Annotated in this window: 17 protein-coding genes; 13 read left to right on the top strand and 4 right to left on the bottom strand. The window is 40.3% G+C overall.

Annotation, left to right across the window (positions count from 1 at the left end; all coding sequences use genetic code 11):
* Window positions 1-11: 11 nt before the first annotated feature.
* A complete protein-coding gene (locus tag EGT34_RS10525; protein WP_001154982.1) occupies window positions 12-587 on the top strand; it encodes a TMEM165/GDT1 family protein in 576 nt (191 codons plus the stop codon).
* A gap of 58 nt (window positions 588-645) precedes the next feature.
* Here the strand turns inward: EGT34_RS10525 and EGT34_RS10520 are convergent, their stop codons facing one another.
* Window positions 646-2,811 carry a TonB-dependent siderophore receptor gene (locus EGT34_RS10520; protein WP_000194081.1) on the bottom strand — a complete coding sequence of 722 codons (2,166 nt, stop codon included), beginning with the start codon at window positions 2,809-2,811 and terminating at the stop codon, window positions 646-648.
* Between the two features lie 227 nt (window positions 2,812-3,038).
* On the opposite strand from EGT34_RS10520, the gene EGT34_RS10515 reads away from it, so the two are divergent.
* The 6 genes from EGT34_RS10515 to recJ all read left to right on the top strand — a co-directional run bounded on the left by EGT34_RS10515 (window position 3,039) and on the right by recJ (window position 9,750).
* Window positions 3,039-3,836 carry an MBL fold metallo-hydrolase gene (locus EGT34_RS10515; RefSeq protein WP_000505326.1) on the top strand — a complete coding sequence of 266 codons (798 nt, stop codon included), beginning with the start codon at window positions 3,039-3,041 and terminating at the stop codon, window positions 3,834-3,836.
* A 91-nt stretch (window positions 3,837-3,927) separates the two neighbouring features.
* Complete coding sequence (locus tag EGT34_RS10510; RefSeq protein WP_000952247.1) at window positions 3,928-4,293, top strand: YkgJ family cysteine cluster protein; 366 nt, start codon at window positions 3,928-3,930, stop codon at window positions 4,291-4,293.
* Between the two features lie 135 nt (window positions 4,294-4,428).
* Window positions 4,429-5,895, top strand: a complete 1,467-nt coding sequence (gene guaB / locus EGT34_RS10505; protein ID WP_000956023.1) for an IMP dehydrogenase — start codon at window positions 4,429-4,431, stop codon at window positions 5,893-5,895.
* A gap of 149 nt (window positions 5,896-6,044) precedes the next feature.
* Window positions 6,045-7,382 (top strand): phosphoglucosamine mutase, encoded by a 1,338-nt coding sequence (gene glmM / locus EGT34_RS10500; protein WP_000119865.1) that lies wholly within the window; start codon window positions 6,045-6,047, stop codon window positions 7,380-7,382.
* Window positions 7,383-7,392: 10 nt separating this feature from the next.
* Window positions 7,393-8,049 (top strand): pyridoxamine 5'-phosphate oxidase, encoded by a 657-nt coding sequence (gene pdxH / locus EGT34_RS10495; RefSeq protein ID WP_001286113.1) that lies wholly within the window; start codon window positions 7,393-7,395, stop codon window positions 8,047-8,049.
* On the top strand, window positions 8,050-9,750 hold the full coding sequence (gene recJ, locus EGT34_RS10490; RefSeq protein WP_000161620.1) for a single-stranded-DNA-specific exonuclease RecJ: 1,701 nt from the start codon (window positions 8,050-8,052) through the stop codon (window positions 9,748-9,750).
* Between the two features lie 43 nt (window positions 9,751-9,793).
* Here the strand turns inward: recJ and EGT34_RS10485 are convergent, their stop codons facing one another.
* Complete coding sequence (locus EGT34_RS10485; protein ID WP_000731729.1) at window positions 9,794-10,561, bottom strand: putative porin; 768 nt, start codon at window positions 10,559-10,561, stop codon at window positions 9,794-9,796.
* A 392-nt stretch (window positions 10,562-10,953) separates the two neighbouring features.
* Here EGT34_RS10485 and prfB point away from each other — a divergent pair.
* From prfB to EGT34_RS10460, 5 genes are all read left to right on the top strand, one after another.
* A protein-coding gene (gene prfB / locus EGT34_RS10480; RefSeq protein ID WP_096640204.1) for a peptide chain release factor 2 occupies window positions 10,954-12,049 on the top strand; the annotation gives its coding sequence in 2 pieces (ribosomal slippage) (window positions 10,954-11,025 and window positions 11,027-12,049; 1,095 coding nt in all).
* Between the two features lie 199 nt (window positions 12,050-12,248).
* Window positions 12,249-12,551: an ArsR/SmtB family transcription factor gene (locus EGT34_RS10475; RefSeq protein ID WP_000350419.1), complete on the top strand. Its 303-nt coding sequence runs from the start codon at window positions 12,249-12,251 to the stop codon at window positions 12,549-12,551.
* A 28-nt stretch (window positions 12,552-12,579) separates the two neighbouring features.
* Window positions 12,580-13,638 (top strand): alkene reductase, encoded by a 1,059-nt coding sequence (locus tag EGT34_RS10470; RefSeq protein WP_000819050.1) that lies wholly within the window; start codon window positions 12,580-12,582, stop codon window positions 13,636-13,638.
* Window positions 13,639-13,806: 168 nt separating this feature from the next.
* Complete coding sequence (locus EGT34_RS10465; protein ID WP_000224839.1) at window positions 13,807-15,099, top strand: 3-deoxy-D-manno-octulosonic acid transferase; 1,293 nt, start codon at window positions 13,807-13,809, stop codon at window positions 15,097-15,099.
* Complete coding sequence (locus EGT34_RS10460) at window positions 15,096-15,803, top strand: 16S rRNA (uracil(1498)-N(3))-methyltransferase (RefSeq protein ID WP_001028412.1); 708 nt, start codon at window positions 15,096-15,098, stop codon at window positions 15,801-15,803. Before EGT34_RS10465 ends, EGT34_RS10460 begins: the two co-directional genes overlap by 4 nt.
* Here the strand turns inward: EGT34_RS10460 and EGT34_RS10455 are convergent.
* Window positions 15,783-16,763, bottom strand: a complete 981-nt coding sequence (locus tag EGT34_RS10455) for a mechanosensitive ion channel family protein (RefSeq protein WP_000752853.1) — start codon at window positions 16,761-16,763, stop codon at window positions 15,783-15,785. The genes EGT34_RS10460 and EGT34_RS10455 overlap by 21 nt on opposite strands.
* Window positions 16,764-16,875: 112 nt before the next feature.
* Window positions 16,876-17,451 (bottom strand): DUF805 domain-containing protein, encoded by a 576-nt coding sequence (locus EGT34_RS10450; RefSeq protein ID WP_000457175.1) that lies wholly within the window; start codon window positions 17,449-17,451, stop codon window positions 16,876-16,878.
* 294 nt (window positions 17,452-17,745) lie between these two features.
* Between EGT34_RS10450 and acs the strand changes: the two genes are divergently transcribed.
* Window positions 17,746-19,695 (top strand): acetate--CoA ligase, encoded by a 1,950-nt coding sequence (acs, locus tag EGT34_RS10445; RefSeq protein ID WP_001002965.1) that lies wholly within the window; start codon window positions 17,746-17,748, stop codon window positions 19,693-19,695.
* The last annotated feature ends 17 nt before the right edge of the window (window positions 19,696-19,712 follow it).

Below are 19,712 nucleotides of genomic sequence, written 5' to 3'. Positions count from 1 at the left end.
AGAGAACCGACATGCAAGAATTTCTGATTTCTACCTCGATTGTTGCCCTCGCTGAAATGGGTGATAAAACTCAATTGTTGGCACTTTTATTATCTGCACGTTTTCGTAAGCCAATCCCTATTTTAATCGCGATTCTTTTAGCAACTTTAATTAACCATGGTATTTCTGCTGTGCTTGGGCAGTGGATTACAACGGTTTTAAGCCCTGAAATCTTAGTCTGGGTACTTGCAGTTGGTTTCATTGGTATGGCGTTCTGGATGCTTATTCCGGATGAGCTTGATGATGAAACAGCGAGTATTAATAAATGGCAAAAGTTTGGTGTTTTTGGCGCAACCTTTATTTTGTTTTTCTTGGCGGAAATTGGCGATAAGACTCAAATTGCAACAGTCGCTTTAGCTGCACGTTATGACAGCATTTTCTGGGTAATGTTAGGCACAACTTTAGGAATGATGATTGCCAACGCACCAGCTGTATTTATTGGCAACAAATTGGCTGAACGTTTGTCTATTGCGCTCATTCATAAAATTGGCGCAGCTATTTTCTTCATTGTAGGTATCTCTACTTTAGTACAGCATTACTTCTTCTAACGCATTTAAAGCTACCAAAAAAACGCACTCATTAAGAGTGCGTTTTTTATAGGTAATTTTAATAGTTAAATTTCACAGTAAAGTTAATTTGACGTGGATTACCTAAAGTCACCAAATTTTCGTTGAGAGCACCTGCATAGTAATCTTTATCAAATAAATTACGAATCGCAAGTTGAGCACCCCAACGCTCAGCCTCATAGCCAGCTTCGGTATCAAATACTGTATAGCCCGGAACATGCACATCTAAACCATCAACAGTTTTATAAGTTTCACCTCGGAAACCACCACCTACATACCAACCAAGTTTTGATGATGGATCAAATTTGTAACGAGCTGACAAGCTATAAGCGTGTTCAGGAATATTGTCGAGCGCTTTCCCTACATTGCTTGCATTTGCATCTTTACTAATTTCTGCATCAATTGTGTAGGTATATGCAGCCGTTAATTTTAAACCTTTTAAAATTTCTGCACTAAGTTCAGTTTCAATACCGCGAGTTAACTGTTCACCACGTTGTACTTTATAGCCACTATTCGCAGTATCAGTAACCAAAACATTCTGACGTTTTAGATCATACCAAGCGATAGCACCTTGAATTCGTTGATCCGGACTTTGTAATTTCATCCCGACCTCAACCTGTTTTCCTTTTTCTGGCTTAAATGGGTTGCTATTTACATCAGTACCACTATTTGGGGTAAATGAAGTAGCGTAGCTCACATAAGGTGCCACAATGTCATTGAGGGTATACATGACAGAAGCACTGCCCGTAAATGCATTATCTGATTGTTTACTCGCATTGCCAGTTACTAAACTTGTAGTTTGGGTTTGTGCCCAATCTTGACGTCCTGATAAGCTTAAAAGTAATTGATCATTAAGCTGAATACGGTCGCGTAAATAAAGCCCCAGATATTTGAGACGGTTGATATCACGTACATTTTGCTTCAATGTCACGTTCTGACCATAGACAGGGTTATAGATATTTAAATCACCAATATCATATTTATCATTGGTGTAATCACTTTTTTCCTGAAAAGCATCGACTCCAATATTAATGTCATGTTGCATGCCATATAGATCAAACTGTTTATTTAAACGGTTATCGATGGCGAAGCTTAAGTTATCAATAACTTGGTGTCGGCTGTTATTTTTACGGCTGATAGTCGTGTAATCAATTTCACCTTGTTTATCTTTTGCCCAAAAGTTACTACCTGTACGAGCAAAGACTGCTTTGCCATCCATTTCGGTTTTTTGTACGGCAAAATTCTGGTTAAAGTTCCAGCCATTATCAAAAGTATGTTTAAACGTATAACCAGTGCGATAAACATCTGCCTCATATTTACCGAAATTAGGATCTCCAATATATAAACTACGATCTATAGGTCCGTTAGGGTTGTCTTTTAATGTACCAATTACAGGTAAACCTTGCTGACGAATATATTCGCGGTGTTGATAGCTTGCGATTACAGAGAGGTCAGTGTTATCACCGAGGTCAAAATTATAAGAAGGCGAGATATAAAAATTTTTAAAATAAACATAATCGGTTGGATCATCTTGATCAGAGATACGTCCATTTAAACGGAAAGCACCTTTTTCGCTATTGTTTGGGCTGTAGTTTAAATCGAATGTTCCTTCTTTAAGGCTGTAACTACCATAAGTCATGCTAGCACGTGCAAAGCTTTCTGCTTCCGGTCTTTTAGTCACTAAATTGACCATACCACCCGGAGCAACTAAACCGAAATTAATAGAAGCAGGACCTTTTAAAATTTGTACCTGATCCATTCCCGAAATTTCAGCAGCTACAGAAGGGGTAGGAGAACTTTGGCCAATTCTTAAACCATCGACATAAACCGAATCAGAAGAAGTTTGACCTCGAATAATAAAGTCGTCCCAACCGCGGCGACCAAGTTTCCCTGCTTCTACACCTGCGACCCCTTCAAGCGCATCCGTAAGAGTTCTTGCTTGTTTTTGGTCAAGTTGTTCACGGGTGACGACAGAGACTGATTGAGCAGTTTTAAATAGAGGTGCATCTGATTTTAAAGCTGAGTTTGCTTTTGTTGCGACATAAGAAGTGGGATTTTCTTTTTGTGCTTGAATAGAAATAGTGGGTAACACATTGGTTGAATTTTGCTGTTCTGCCGTTTCTTCAGCATGACTTGTTGTCATTGAAGTAAAAATAGCAACTGCTAACAAAGTTTTTGAAGTTGAAAAAGCAAAGCGTTGAGTCATGGGAGGCCTAAACAGCACAAAAAGTAAATTTGATAATGAGAATTATTTTAATTTATTGCAGTTTAATTTTAAATAACATTATGATTCATTTATAAAATAAGAAAAGCAAAATCAATTTTAAAATATTATGAGAAAAATAGAGTAATTCATTGCATGAGTTATTGAATCCCATTATTTTATTATGGAAATAAAAATATCTAATATTTAAAGTTTTTTTGGGGAATTTTATGGGGTTTGAAAAAACAACATCACAGATATTATTTGATAATGGCGTACACAAATGTATTAGTTTTACCAGTTTGGTCAAAGGGGAAGGCATACAAGCCAATCAATTTTTAATTATTGATCATGAGCGTGCTGCCGTGATCGACCCGGGTGGTGATTTGACCTATGTTCCGCTGACAATGGAACTTAATAAATATACGCGCCTTAAAAATCTTGATTATGTGATGGCTTCGCATCAGGATCCAGACATTATCACCTCAATGCCCCGCTGGTTGGTTTATACCGATGCTAAAGTGGTGGCCTCAAGATTATGGGCAAGGTTTTTACCTCACTTAAATTCATCATTTATGAGTGAGCGTATGAAAGGGAATTGGGAAGACCGTTTGATTGAGCTGCCTGATCGTGGTCAAGTGATTCAATTAGGTGAATCGAAACTTGTAATTATTCCAGCGCATTTCCTACATTCGGTGGGTAATTTTCAGTTTTATGATCCCGTTGCTAAAATTTTGTTTTCGGGCGATATGGGAGCATCCATCGTAGATGATGCAAGTCAGCCTCTAAAAGATTTTGATAGCCATGTGATGAAAATGAAAGCTTTTCATCAACGTTATATGTGTTCAAATAAAGTCATTCGCTTATGGGTCAACATGGTTCGTCAGATGGATATTGAAATGATTGTCCCTCAGCACGGTAGTCCATTTATTGGTAAAGAGATGATTAATCAGTTTTTAGACTGGATTGAAACATTACCATGCGGTGTAGATTTAATGACAGAACAAATTTTTAGCTGTCCAACATAAAAAATAATGTTCGACATATTGAGTCCAATTTGAAATTTTTTTAGGATTTCGCGTCGCAGAAAAATTTTTGATGACGAGAATTTGAATAAAAATGTTATCTCAAGTTGCGACTCCAGATGAATGCCTACGCTGTGGGGCATGTTGTGCACATTTTCGGGTTTCATTTTACTGGGCTGAGGCCGAGTTAATGGAAGAACATCTAGTTGAACCTTTGACACCTGTCTATTCATGTATGCGTGGAACTAATCAGCTTGAGCCCCGATGTCAGGCTTTGACGGGTGAAATTGGTAAAGAGGTGGGTTGTTCCATCTATGCAGTGCGTAGTTCTACCTGTAGAGAAGTGCAGATTGCTGATGAGCAGTGTAATAAAGCTCGTTTAGCGCACCAGCTTATTCCTCTTATTCAAGTTAGCCCGGCAGATTCAGAGAATGATCACGACTATGATCAGGTGAGTTAAATATAAGCTAACACAATAATAAGTGGGAAATATTTAGAGTAGGCGAATATCTATTGCTGAAAAAGGCAAAGATAATATGAAAATTGCATCGAAATTTGTTTATAATAGCTCACGGAATTTACCAGTGAGATTGTTATGCTGACCATCGTTCAAGAAGCGCTAACCTTCGATGATGTCTTATTACTTCCTGCCTACTCTACTGTTCTCCCAAAAGATGTCTCTCTAAAGACACGTTTAACTCGCGGCATTTATTTAAATATCCCATTAGTTTCAGCTGCAATGGATACAGTGACTGAGTCACGTATGGCGATTGCAATGGCGCAAAATGGTGGTATCGGGATTTTGCACAAAAACATGGATATTGCTGCTCAAGCTGCAGAAGTACGCCGTGTGAAAAAATTCGAAGCGGGTATGGTGAAAGACCCTATCACTGTAAGCCCTGAAACTACAGTACGTGAACTGATTGCAATTACCTCTGCTAATAACATTAGTGGTGTACCTGTTGTTAAAGACGGCAAGGTTGTTGGTATTGTGACAGGCCGTGATACGCGTTTTGAAACCAATTTAGAACAACCTGTTAGCAACATCATGACAGGCCAAGATCGTTTAGTCACTGTACGTGAAGGCGAGTCTAAAGAAAATATTCAAGCATTATTGCAAAAACACCGTATTGAAAAAGTCTTGGTCGTTGGCGAGAGCAACGAACTTAAAGGCTTAATTACGGTGACTGACTTTCGCAAAGCTGAGAGCTATCCAAACAGTTGTAAAGATGATCTTGGTCGTTTACGTGTTGGTGCTGCGGTAGGTACAGGTGCTGATACACCAAGTCGTGTGGAAGCATTGGTTGAAGCTGGTGTTGACGTCATTGTTGTTGATACAGCACATGGCCACTCTGCTGGTGTAATTGAACGTGTACGTTGGGTGAAACAAAACTTCCCTCAAGTACAAGTGATTGGTGGCAATATTGCAACTGGTGATGCTGCATTAGCATTATTAGATGCAGGTGCAGATGCTGTAAAAGTGGGTATTGGTCCTGGTTCTATCTGTACAACACGTATTGTGGCTGGTATCGGTATGCCACAAATTTCTGCAATTGACAGCGTTGCTAGTGCATTAAAAGATCAAATTCCTTTAATTGCAGATGGCGGTATCCGCTTCTCTGGCGATATGGCTAAAGCGATCGGTGCGGGTGCAAGTACGATCATGGTTGGTTCATTACTTGCAGGTACTGAAGAAGCGCCGGGCGAAGTTGAGTTTTTCCAAGGTCGTTACTACAAAGCATATCGTGGTATGGGTTCATTAGGTGCAATGGCGGGAGCAACTGGTTCTGCTGACCGTTATTTCCAAGATTCAAAAGCGGGTGCTGAGAAGTTAGTACCAGAAGGAATCGAAGGCCGCGTTCCATATAAAGGCCCAATGGGTAACATCGTTCATCAAATGATGGGTGGTTTACGTTCATCGATGGGTTATACAGGTTCAGCTGTGATTGAAGATCTTCGCCAAAATGCGAAATTTGTGAAAATTACTTCAGCAGGCATGTCAGAGTCACATGTTCATGATGTAACGATTACTAAAGAAGCTCCGAACTATCGTGTTGGTTAGATTTTGGTAACCAAAACAATCAAGAAAGCCGTCAGTACACTGACGGCTTTTTGTTTTTGGTGTAAAGTAAATCCGATGAAAAGAGATATGGCGGAATAGCCATATATGAAATGAGCCACGGCTGAAGTGGCGTAAAAATGAGATAAGCTATGAGTTATTTTGGAACGGATGGTATTCGTGGAAAATTTGGGCAAATGCCGATTACGCCAGAGTTTGCTTTAAAACTCGGTTTTGCTGCAGGGAAGGTATTAAAACGAACGAGTCCGAAAAATAAACCACTTGTTGTATTAGGAAAAGATACTCGTTTATCCGGTTATATTTTAGAGTCTGCTTTGCAGGCGGGATTAAATGCTGCTGGTGTATATGTTCACTTACTTGGACCATTACCGACACCGGCTATTGCACATCTTACCCGTGCCTTACATGCACATGCAGGGATTGTTATTTCTGCATCACATAACCCATATTTTGATAACGGGATTAAGTTCTTCTCAAGTGAAGGTAAAAAATTACCAGATTCATTGCAGGAAGAAATTAATAAAGAATTAGAAAAAGATTTATTTATCGAAGACACTGCAAACTTAGGTAAAAGTGTTCGTGTGACCGATGCAAATGGTCGTTATATCGAATTTTGTAAATCTACATTCCCATATCATTTTGATTTAAATAATTTAAAAATTATTGTGGATTGTGCGCATGGCGCTGCTTACAGCGTTGGCCCTTCGGTTTTCCGTGAACTCGGCGCTAAAGTTGTCGCTTTATACAATGAGCCAGATGGTTTAAATATTAATGAAAACTGTGGTTCAACTCATCCAGAGAGCTTACAAAAGGCGGTTGTGGAACATGGGGCTGACTTAGGTATTGCCTTTGATGGTGATGCTGACCGTGTAGTGATGGTTGATAAGTTCGGTAACTTAATTGACGGTGACCACATCTTATATATTTTAGCGACTCAGGCAAAAAATAAGCCAGCAGGTGTTGTTGGTACGGTAATGAGTAACATGGCACTTGAAGTTGCACTTGAAAAAGCAAATGTTGGCTTTGTCCGTGCAAAAGTCGGTGACCGTTATGTGTTACAAGCCCTAGAAGAAAATGGATGGGTAACAGGTGGTGAGCCTTCTGGTCATATTCTGACTTTAGACAAGAGCACAACAGGCGATGCGATTATTGCAGCATTACAAGTGTTAACTGTGATGGTTGAGCAGAACAAAGCGCTGCACGAATTAGTTCACGACTTTAAACTGTACCCACAAGTTCTTGTAAATGTACGTTTGGAACAAATGCTTGATCCATATTCTATTCCTGCATTAGTTGCTGAGTTTAATAAAGCTGAAGAGCAGCTCAAAGGACGTGGACGTATTTTAATTCGTAAGTCTGGAACTGAGCCAGTCATTCGTGTCATGGTTGAAGGTGATAACGAGCAAGAAGTGAAAACTTTAGCTGAACATTTAGCAAATGCAGTTCGTTCACAGGCACAAGTCGCATAAGGTGTATGGCATGAGTGATGTCATTAAAGACTTAAGTGAATTGCGCTTAAGCTATGAACAAGGCGAGTTGTACGAGACTCAAGTTGCTAGCAATCCCCACGAACAATTTCTAGGTTGGTTTAATCATGCCTTAGCAGCTAACTTGCATGAACCGTATGCAATGTCATTAGCAACTGCGAGTGCTAGTGGTCGTCCGCATGTCAGAACTGTGTTGTTACGCGGTGCGACAGAAGCAGGTTATGATTTCTATACCAACTATGACAGTCAAAAAGGTATAGATTTGGCAGAAAATCCATATGCTGAATTGTTATTTTATTGGCCAAGTCTAGAGCGTCAGGTACGAGTAGGTGGGCATGTTGTAAAAATTCCTGAACAGGAATCTACAGACTACTATCATAAACGTCCACGTGATAGCCAGATTGCAGCTCATATCAGTACTCCTCAAAGTGGCAAAATTGAAAGTCGCGAATTGTTACAACAGCGTTTTCAAGACTTGCAACAACAAGTTCAAAGCCACGAAGTACTCGATAAGCCGGAGTTCTGGGGTGGATACCGTCTACAGCCGGATTATTATGAATTCTGGCAAGGGCGACCAAATCGTTTACATGACCGCTTGAGTTATGAAAAAATCGACGGTCAATGGACGTTGCACCGACTGATGCCTTAAATGACAAAAATACAAATTAAACAAAGACCTTTATTGACACGCCCTGAACAGTTTCAGGGCGTGCCTCCGTTTATTGCCGAAATTTTGGCAAGACGGGGCGTACAATCCGAGCAAGAACTAGAGTTAAAGCTTAAGAATTTACTGGCCCCTGAACTCAAGGGGTTGGACGCTGCTGTAGCATTAATGGATCAAGCCATCGATGAGCAGAAAAAAATAGTTATTGTGGGGGACTATGATGCTGATGGCGCAACCAGCACTGCTTTAATGATGCTCGTGCTTCGCGATATGGGAGCACAAGTCGACTATTTGGTACCGGATCGTTTTAAATACGGTTATGGACTTACTCCTGCCATTGCTGAGCTTGCTCATCACACCTATCAACCCGATCTATTAATTACGGTAGATAATGGTATTTCTAGTCATGCTGGTGTTGATGCAGCACATGCTCTAGGCATGCAAGTGATTATTACTGATCATCACTTAACGACTAAAGAAACACCACTTGCAGAAGCAGTGGTTAATCCAAATCAATTAGGCTGTGAGTTTCCAAGTAAAGCACTGGCAGGTGTGGGCGTCGCTTTTTATGTACTTGCCAATTTGGCGAGCCTACGCAATAGACAAGGCAAAAGCACAAGTAAAGTTACCCAATATTTAGATTTAGTCGCTTTAGGAACTTATGCTGATGTTGCTGTCCTAGATTATAACAACCGTATTTTGGTCGATGCAGGTGTAAAACGTATTCAGCAACATCAGTGTCGAGTGGGAATTTTAGCCTTACTCGATATTGCTGGTCGGGAAGCTACTTCAATACGTGCCCAAGATTTAGGTTTTGTGCTTGGACCGCGCATTAATGCTGCTGGACGTATGGAGAGTATGCGTATTGGGATCGAGTGTCTATTGGCCGAGACAATGGAAACTGCATACCCCATTGCTCAGCAATTAAATCAGTTAAATATCGATCGCCGTCAAATTGAAGGAGAGATGAAGCAACAAGCTTTATCTGCTTTAGACAGTTTACAACTCTCACAACAAGATATTCCGGCAGCGCTTGTTCTGTTTGAAGAAAACTGGCACCAAGGTGTAATCGGGATTGTCGCGGGACGTTTAAAAGAACAGTTTCATCGCCCAACGATTGTGTTTGCTCCAGATGAAGATGGTATTCATATTAAAGGCTCAGCACGTTCCATTGATGGGGTGCATATTCGAGATACCATTGAACAAGTTGCCGAACAACATCCTGAGCTGGTGAGTCATTTTGGTGGACATGCGGCAGCGGCAGGCTTAACGATTCGTAAAGAAAACTTTGAAGCTTTTAAAACCGTATTTAATGATTGTGTAGCTGCTATGGATGAATCAATCTTTCAAGCGACATTATGGACCGATGGTGAGCTACCTGTCTCTGCTTTGCAATTAGATACCTTAAACTGGATTGAGCAATTAGGTCCGTGGGGACAAAAATTTCCACTGCCTCAATTTGAAGGACATTTTAAAGTTATCGATTTTCGTTGGCTCAAAGAGACACATTTAAAGCTTAGATTAGCGATAGACCAATATAGTTTCGATGCTATTGCTTTTAATGCGGCAGGTCGCTTCGAGTTTGATCCGATGCGTGACCATGTGCATTTGGTTTATGAAATAGACCGTAATGTCTTTAATGGTAATGTGAGCTTACAGCTACGCATTGTGCATTTAAATCAATAAAAAAATCCGCTCAATTGAGCGGATTTTTTTAATCTAGGTTAGATTAGAAGCGGTATGCTGCACGAACACCATAAGTGTTGTCGTTATCACCGAATCCAACACGACCTTCAACACTTACTTGCTGATTTAAGAATTTTTTAGCATTGATACCAAATTCATCTTTATCAGTTAAGTCGTTGTTGTAGTAGTCCACACCTAAACTTAAAGTTTTATCGATGTAGTAGTCACCACGAACTTTATATTCGTCAAGGTCACCAAACGCACCATAAGCTTCAAGGTTTACGTCATGTTGACCAACTTGAGTTACATACTTAGCACGAACGGTAGGATCTGCACCGTCTTTACCGTCTTTTTCGTCGTAACCTTTAACACCTAGAGCAAGTAATAAACCAGGAGCTGGTAAATAACCTACTTCTGCAGCATAAGTAGTCACTTTACTGTCGATATTAGTGTTGTCGATTTCACGTTCGTTTCTGCCTACATCACCGCTAAGGTAAAAGTCAGAGTTAGGAACGAAGTACTCAACGCCTACGCCATATTGAGTGTCTTTTGTGCCGCTGTTATCGCCATAGTTAACATGCGCGTTAACATTACTTGCACGGTTTAAGAATGCTGCTTCTGCAAGCGGTGCGTTACGTGTTTGAACAGGGTTGAAATAATAAGTCCCATCAACACCGAATTTGCTTACGCTGCTGCCGTTATCTGGATCAAGATAATTGTAAGAACCACCAACTTCAGCTTGGTAAGCGTTTGCTGTGCCACTTACTGCAAGAGCAGATAAAAGAGCTGATGCAATTGCTAGTTTTTTCATGGAATCTCTCCCCTCTAAAAACGATTTTATAAATGTTTTGTTACAACTTTCAGTCTAGAGCAAAATCATTCACCGTCAATCTTGTCCAAGTAACTGGACTGTAACCATGTGCTTTTTATGTAACTATATTTAATTTAATATATTGATTTTAAATAATAAAAAAACAATGTTTTATTTTATTAAAAATGAGGAGATTTTGTGTAGAAACTTAAAAATGCTGGAAAAGTACCCAATTTTGTATGGGGATGTTACGAGTTAAGCTTAAAATCTACTGAAAGAAAATTAGCAAACTTATTCATTGAAATAAGAGTTAGCGATTAAAGCAGGTTCGAAGATAACCGTAGCTATGATAAAATATTCGACTGTTTATCTGCTTTTATGGGAACACTCGCGTGGAAATTAATCCTTATCTAAACCAATTGAAAGACTTAACTGATCGTAGCCAAACACTACGGGGGTATCTTTGACTACGATCTAAAAAAAGAACGTTTAGAAGAAGTTTTACGTGAGTTAGAAGACCCTGCGATCTGGAACGATCAAAACCGTGCTCAGGCAATGGCGAAAGAAAAGGGCGAACTAGAAAACGTTATTAATGTATTAGATGGCTTATCTACACAGCTTGAAGATGCAAAAGCAATGTTGGATTTGGCTGTAGAAGCTGATGATGAAAGCTTACTTGAAGATGTTCAGTCTGAACTGAGTACTGCTGAAGAAGAATTAGCAAAACTTGAATTCCGCCGTATGTTTAGCAATCCAATGGATCCGAATCCTTGCTATGTCGAGATTCAGGCGGGTTCAGGTGGTACAGAAGCACAAGATTGGGCTTCAATGCTATTACGTATGTATATGCGCTGGATTGAACGTCATGGTTTTAAAGCAGAACTTATGGAAGTCTCTGACGGTGACGTCGCAGGTATCAAATCTGCTACGATTCGTGTTGAAGGTGAATATGCGTATGGTTGGTTACGTACAGAATCTGGTGTACACCGTTTAGTACGTAAATCACCATTTGACAGTGGTAACCGTCGTCATACTTCATTCTCTGCGGTATTTATCTCCCCAGAAGTCGATGACAATATCGAAATTGATATTAATCCTTCAGATGTTCGTACTGATACTTACCGTGCATCTGGTGCAGGTGGTCAGCACATTAACAAAACCGATTCGGCAGTACGTTTGACGCATATTCCGACTGGTATTGTAGTGGCATGTCAGAACCAACGTTCACAGCATGCGAACCGTGATCATGCATGGAAACAGTTACGTGCAAAATTGTATGAATTAGAAATGCAAAAACGTAATGAAGCCGCTCAAGCACTTGAAGACTCGAAGTCTGATATTGGTTGGGGTAGCCAAATTCGTTCGTATGTACTTGATGACTCTCGAATCAAGGATTTACGTACGGGTGTTGAAAATTCAAATACTGGTGCGGTTCTTGATGGTGACCTTGATCGTTTTATTGAAGCGAGTTTAAAACAGGGGTTATAAGAGTCTTTTGAACTTTTAATTCTCTATAACTCTTAAATTTTTAGCGATTAAAACGGCAAAGCAGTTTAGTGTTTGGAAGTTAATCGGAAAAATACGATATGAATATCGAAAAAAATAGATATGAATATCGTCAAAATACGATATTATGTTTCCGAAATGCTGAACAAAGCTTTGTTCGTTTACAAGACGTGTTGAGCCTATGGATATTGATGCAATTAGCAAAGCCCTAGCCAATCCTCTGCGTCGGCAGATTCTGCAATGGTTAAAAGAGCCGGAGCATTATTTACCAGTAGAAGAGTGTGGTGGTAGTTTTGAAAAAGGGGTTTGCGCAGGTCATATTGAACGTTTGGGTAAAGTAGCTCAGTCTACGATGTCCAATCATTTGTCTGTATTACAGCAGGCGGGTCTCATTCAGGTCCAAAAATATGGACAATGGTCTTATTTTTCACGTAACGAAGCTTTGATTCAGCAATATATCGAACATTTAAAACAAACACTTTAAAACAAATAAAGTGTAAGTCGAGGCGATCATGGCTGAACTCAATACTCCCTTAACAGTTGGTGATTTTGAAATTAAAAATCGACTGGTAATGGCCCCATTAACACGTGCGCGTAGTGGCGAAAGCCGTGTTCCAAACGATTTAATGGTGCAATATTATCAGCAACGTGCAAATGCTGGTCTCATTCTCACTGAAGCAACAGTGATTGGTTCAAAAACCGTAGGTTATGCAGATACTCCGGGACTATGGTCACAAGAGCAAGCACAAGCATGGAATAAGATTATTGAAGCAGTTCATGCTCAAGGTTCAAAAATTGTAGTTCAACTGTGGCATGTGGGTCGTATTTCACATCCAGAGCTTTTAGATGGCGATATTCCTGTTGCACCGAGTGCGATTCAACCTGCGGGTGAAGTAAGTTTATTACGCCCTAAACGTCCATATGTAACGCCACGTGCGCTTTCAATTGAAGAAATTCAGGAAATTGTTGCTCAATATAAGCATTCAGCTGAATTGGCTAAAGCAGCAGGTTTTGATGGCGTTGAGCTACATGCAGCAAATGGTTATTTAATTGACCAGTTCCTTCAAAGTAATACTAACCAGCGTGATGATGAGTATGGTGGTCCGGTTGAAAACCGCGCTCGCTTGTTATTAGAAGTAGTTGATGCCTTTATTGAAGTGTGGGGCGCTGGCCGAGTAGGTGTGCATATTGCACCGCGTGGCGACTCGCATGATATGGGTGATGAAAACCCGCTAGCGACATTTGGTTATGTGGTTGAACAACTCAGCCAACGTAATGTGGCTTTCATTTTCTCTCGTGAATATGAAGCAGCTGATAGTATTAGCCCACAATTACGTAAAAAATTTAATGGTGTATGGATTGCCAATGAAAATCTGACACCAGAGTCAGCAAAACGTATCTTGCGTGAAGGTCAGGCAGATGCTGTATCTTTTGGTAAAGCATATATCGCTAACCCAGATCTATTACAGCGTTTAGAACAAGGCTTACCATTAAATGAACTTCAACCAACGACTTTATATGCTAAAGGCGCTGAAGGATATACAGACTATCCGGCTTTAGAAGCTTCATAAATTCATAATATTATTAAAATTTACTATGTGCTGAACTTGCTCTTTCGTGAGTTCAGTAAATGACTTTTCTTGTATATGGTAGAGTTTAGGTATCGAAACTCTGCCATTTTTTTTATCTATGTTATATTTTCCGCAGTTTTTGAATTTTGACTATTTGAGGCAAATCGCTTGGCGACCCCATTTTGGTACAACACCGCACTTCATTTATTAAAACCGTTTTATCGTTGGCGGATAAAAAGACGTGCAGAAAGTCTAGAATTATATCAGCAGGAATGTCTGGAAAGATTTGGGCCGTTTGAAGCACCGAAGAATGTAAAAGCGATCTGGTTTCATGCTGTTTCAGTCGGGGAAACCAATGCTGCACAGCCTTTAATTGAGTATTATCTAAAACTTGGGCAGCCAGTCTTAGTGACCAATACCACGAAAACAGGTCAGGCTCGTGCCAAGTCACTTTTTCTAAAAGAACCATATTTAGATTTATTTCAAGCCGTTTATTTGCCTGTAGACCAGAAGCCTCTTTTAAAAAAATTTTTTGAGTTATATCAGCCAAAGCTTTTAGCACTGGTTGAAACTGAACTCTGGCCAAATTTAATCGATCAAGCCAAGTTACAGCATGTACCTTGTTTGCTGCTTAATGCTCGGTTGTCAGAAAAATCTGCAAAAGGATATGACAAAGTCTCGGGTTTAACCGCAGGTATGTTAAAACAGCTGGACTGGGTGTTAGCGCAAGATAGTGCAACTCGTCAGCGTTATGTTGAGCTTGGTTTAGACGAACACAAAAGTCAGGTCGTTGGTAATATTAAATTTGATATTCATGCGCCAGAGGCTTTTATTAAACAAGCAGCGCAATTGCGTCAGCAGTGGTATCTGGAAAATCGGCAGGTTGTGACAATTGCCAGTACACATGCACCCGAAGAACAACAGATTTTGGAAGCACTCGCACCTTATTTAAATTCAGATCGTGAGTTGGTGTGTATTGTGGTGCCTCGTCATCCTGAGCGTTTCGATGAAGTATTCGAAATTTGCCAAAATTTAAATTTAATTACGCATCGTAGAAGTATGGGCCAAAGTATTCATGCCAGCACGCAAGTTTATCTCGCTGACAGTATGGGTGAGCTCTGGTTATGGTATGCCTTAAGTCAGGTGTGTTTTGTAGGCGGTTCTTTAAATGAGCCGGGTGGGGGGCATAATATTTTAGAACCTATGGTTTTAAATGTACCTACTGTAGTTGGACCGCGTTATTTTAACTTTCAAACGATTGTCGATGAGTTCATTGATGAAAATGCTGTGCTTATTGCTCAAGATGCGCAGCAGGTCGTTGATATCTGGTTAGCATGTCTGGCAGAACCTGAGGCGACTGAACAGTTAGTGGTACAGGCGCATAAAGTGTTGCAACGTAATCAAGGTTCCTTACAAAAACATATCGGGGTGATTAATCGCTATCTGGCCGAAAAATCATGAATATTGTTTTACTAGAGTCTGAAGATGTTCAATCGGATACATGGTCTATCCATTCAAAACGTCAATTACAGCATTTGCGTGAACATCTTGATATTACAGTCGGCCAGAATCTAAAAGTTGGTATTCGCAACGGTGCCCGTTATATCACTGAAATTGTTTCGATGAATGAGCATGAAGTCCGTATACGGCCTATTCGTGAAGAACCACTACCAGCAAAACTTCCGGTTCATTTAATTGTAGCTTTACCAAGACCTAAAGTTTTACGCCGTCTAATTATGGACAGTGTGACTTTAGGGGTTGAAAAGATAAGCCTGATTCATAGTTATCGTGTTGATAAAAGCTATTGGCAAACACCTTTTTTACAGCAAATAGACAACTACGTTACGCTGGGACTTGAGCAAGCAGGCGATACAATTGTTCCTGAAATTCAACTCTATAAACGCTTTAAACCTTTTGTTGAAGACGTCTTGCCAAGTTTAATTACGCAGGAAACACCTGCCTATGTGGCTCATCCTTATGCTGAGCAGCGTATGCCAATTAATATTAGCCATGCTTGTAGTGTAGTGGTCGGGCCGGAAGGAGGATTTATTCCTTACGAAGTAGATTTGCTCATAAAAAACGGCTGCCAAGCTATGAGCTTAGGCAACCGTATTTTAAGAACCGAAACGTCTATTTCTTATATTTTAGGTCGTTTGTTTAGCTGATGTTTCAGGGTTTAAAGCTGGTGGATTAGATACCATTTTTAATTCCTGAATTGGGTAAGGAATATCAATATCATTTTCATTGAAAGCTTGTTTTACTTGAGCTTGAATATTACTAATAGATGAAGAGATATCAGTTTCAGTGGTATCAACCCACCAGCGTACAGTCAGGTTAACCGAGAAATCTGCTAAAGCTGTGACGTTAACCGAAAACGCAGGCTGACTCAGTACATTTCGGTCATTGTTGAGAATATCTAAAATAATCTGTTTGGCTTTTTGCTCATCATCATCATAGCCAATTCCGACTACAAACTCACAGCGTCGTTGTTGATAAGCAGTATTAACAGTTAAGGCACTTGTATAAACCGTTGCATTTGGAATAACAATACGGCGACCATCCGGTGAGCGTAGGAAGGTTGCACGGATCTGGATGTCTTCTACAGTTCCTTCAAGTGAATTCACCACAATTGAATCGCCAATACGGAATGGCTCGCTCAATAAAATCAAAATACCTGAAAGCAGGTTTTGAAAAATATCTTTAAATGCAAAACCAATGGCGACCGAACCGATCCCTAGCGCACTCATAAGCTGGCCTGGTGTGAACCCCGGAATCATAATGACAAGAGCTATTAAGAAACCAAAGAATAAGATCGCTGTACTACCGACACGGTTTAAAACTAAAACTAGATTTTGACGAGTATAAGAGCGATTTTCTAAAGTCTTACGAACAAAGAACTTAAATAATTTGGTCAGTAGCCAAAAAATAAGAAAAACAACAATCGCAATGCAGATATAAGGTACACGTTCCCAAAAACTATCTACGATTTTGTCGATAGTGGTATAGGCATCATGGTATTTCTCGGTATGCGCTAAAACTGTTTGAGTGGTTTTAGTACCTGCTTCTTGCAAAAGTTCGCCTGTATTTTTTGCCACATCCGTTAAGGATTTTTGTTCATCAGCCACGACAAGTCTCTAATTAAATAAATTCAGAAAGCCTTTTCAGCTTCCATCATAGTAGGAGATAAAATGTGCGCCTACTATAATGAGTTCATCTAAATAATAAAGTGTTTTTTAATTAAAAGTATTCCGTTCCTTTTTGTAAGATTTGTGTCGGGGTTTGAATAGTATCGGTACCAGAGAAGTAGTAAAAAAAGCCTGCTGTAGAAATAAGGCTAATTAAAATAGCGATTAAAATAAGCCAAGCCATCAGTTTTTCTATAAACGTTGAAGGCCGAACGGGACCATATTGATTAGTGCCCGCTGTACCAGAAGCAAGCAGTAAATAAAGCATAAAAAAGAACTGAACGACTGGAATAAATAACAGCAGCCCCATCCAGCCACTTTTATTTAAATCGTGTAGGCGTCGAACGACCAGAATAATGTTGAGATAGATCAGAAATAGCCAGAAAGCCCAGACCATTAAAGCACTTATACCGGAGAGAGAGCTGTAAAATTCAAAATTAAATAGATCACTTGAAAGCTGAAAACTTCCAAGAAACGAAGCCAGTATAAAATAGCCCACGATTGTGACTAAATAAATCAGGCCATATCCACCCAAATAACTCATTCGGTTAAAGCGGCCATGAATTGAAAAAGGGCTGTCTTTAAACGGGAGTTGAGGTGGACGTGAAGAGGGAGTTTCGGCAAACATCTTATTTTATTCCTGCACTGCTTCTAAAAGCTAAAATAAACTTTGTTGATGGTCAAAACCATCAAAACTTAAAAAAATTATAAAAGTAAAAGCTATAGACAAATGTTTTAAATCAACTTAATTTTATAAAAATGTTCACAATTTCGTATGCTTGAGTAAGTGATTAATATATGACCAAAGTCGCATTGTCTAGGCTTTGAAAGAGTCATCATACTGAAAAGGCAAACAAATAAGATCCAGTAAAATAATAGCCACAGTCTCGAGATGGGATGCACAAGATCAAGGAAGTTGCGTATGAATGAGATCTATCCAGTACCAGAGGAATTTAAAAAAACAGCTCGTACTGTTGAAGCAGACTACTTTAAACGTTATCAACACTCTATCGAGAACCCAGATGAATTCTGGGCAGAGCAAGCTAAAATTGTCGATTGGATAAAGCCATTTACCCAAGTTAAAAATACCAGTTTTGACAAAGACAATTTCAAGATTGAATGGTTTGCTGATGGTGAGTTGAACGTATCAGCAAACTGCTTGGACAGGCATCTTAAAGAACACCCTCACAAACCTGCAATTATTTGGGAAGGTGATCATCCTTCTCGTCATAAAATCGTTTCTTATAAAGAATTACACGACGAAGTCTGCCGTTTCGCCAACGTTTTAAAGAAATATGGCATTGGTAAAGGTGACCGCGTTGTGCTGTATATGCCAATGGTGACTGAGGCTGCAATTGCCATGTTAGCCTGTGCCCGTATTGGTGCGGTGCACTGCGTGGTATTTGGTGGTTTCTCACCAGACTCGTTGGCGAGTCGTATTGAAGATAGCCAAGCTAAACTTGTGATTACGGCTGACTCAAGCCTACGTGCCGGTAAGTTGTTACCACTTAAAGAAAATGTTGATTTGGCTCTAGCATTGCCGGGCACAGAATGCGTTGAAAATGTGATTGTGGTTTACCGTAATGCAAACCCAATCGAGATGAAGCCGGGTCGTGATTTGTGGTATCACCTTATTATTATGGAGGTGGATGCAAACTGTCCTCCAGAACCAATGAAGGCCGAAGACCCTTTATTTATTCTTTATACCTCTGGCTCGACGGGTAAACCTAAAGGAGTGTTGCATACGACAGGTGGTTATCTGGTGTATGTGGCGAGTACCTTTAAAGAAGTTTTTGATTTAAAACAAGATGATGTGTACTGGTGTACCGCTGATGTCGGCTGGATTACAGGCCATAGTTATCTAATCTATGGACCACTAGCAAATGGTACGACGACCTTAATGTTCGAAGGTGTGCCTCAGTATCCAACATGGGCACGTCTTGGTCATGTGGTCGATAAACATAAAGTCTCTATTTTATATACAGCGCCAACCGCGATTCGTGCCATGATGCGAGAGGGTGATTCGTATGTACGTGAAAGTAACCGCAGTAGCTTGCGTTTGTTAGGTTCAGTGGGTGAACCTATTAACCCAGAGGCTTGGAACTGGTATTACAACGTTGTTGGTGAAGGCCGCTGTCCAATTGTTGATACATGGTGGCAAACCGAAACAGGTGGTATTTTGATTGCGCCATTACCGGGGGCAACAGCTTTAAAACCAGGTTCGGCAACGCGTCCTTTATTTGGTATTCAACCAGCTATTGTAGATGGTGAAGGCAATGAACTAGAAGGCGCTGCCGAAGGTAACCTTGTGATTAAAGATTCATGGCCGGGCCAGATGCGTACCATTTGGGGTGACCCAGATCGCTTTATTGAAGCTTACTTCTCGACCTTTAAAAATACTTATTTTACAGGTGATGGCGCCCGCCGTGATGAAGATGGCTATTACTGGATCACAGGCCGTGTTGACGATGTCTTAAACGTTTCAGGCCACCGTCTAGGTACGGCTGAAATTGAAAGTGCTCTTGTATCGCATGAATCGGTGGCAGAGGCTGCTGTTGTAGGTATGCCGCATGATATTAAAGGGCAGGGTATTTGTACTTTCGTAACCTTGCAGGCGGGGGTTCCGGAGTCGGAAGAACTGCGAAAAGAGTTAATTAGCTGGGTACGTAAAGTACTTGGACCAGTGGCTTCACCAGATGCACTGCACTGGGCACCTGCATTACCTAAAACCCGTTCGGGTAAAATCATGCGTCGTATTTTAAGAAAAATTGCAGCGAATGAACTGGATAGTTTGGGCGATACCTCAACCCTAGCTGAACCTGCTGTGGTGGATCAACTGATTGCGACAGTTTATCCTGATAGACAAAAATAACGTTTTTATAAAAAAGC

Origin of the sequence: Acinetobacter sp. FDAARGOS_558 (assembly GCF_003937785.1) — a bacterium.
Taxonomy (GTDB): domain Bacteria; phylum Pseudomonadota; class Gammaproteobacteria; order Pseudomonadales; family Moraxellaceae; genus Acinetobacter; species Acinetobacter baumannii.
This window is presented reverse-complemented; position numbering and strand designations above follow the sequence as displayed.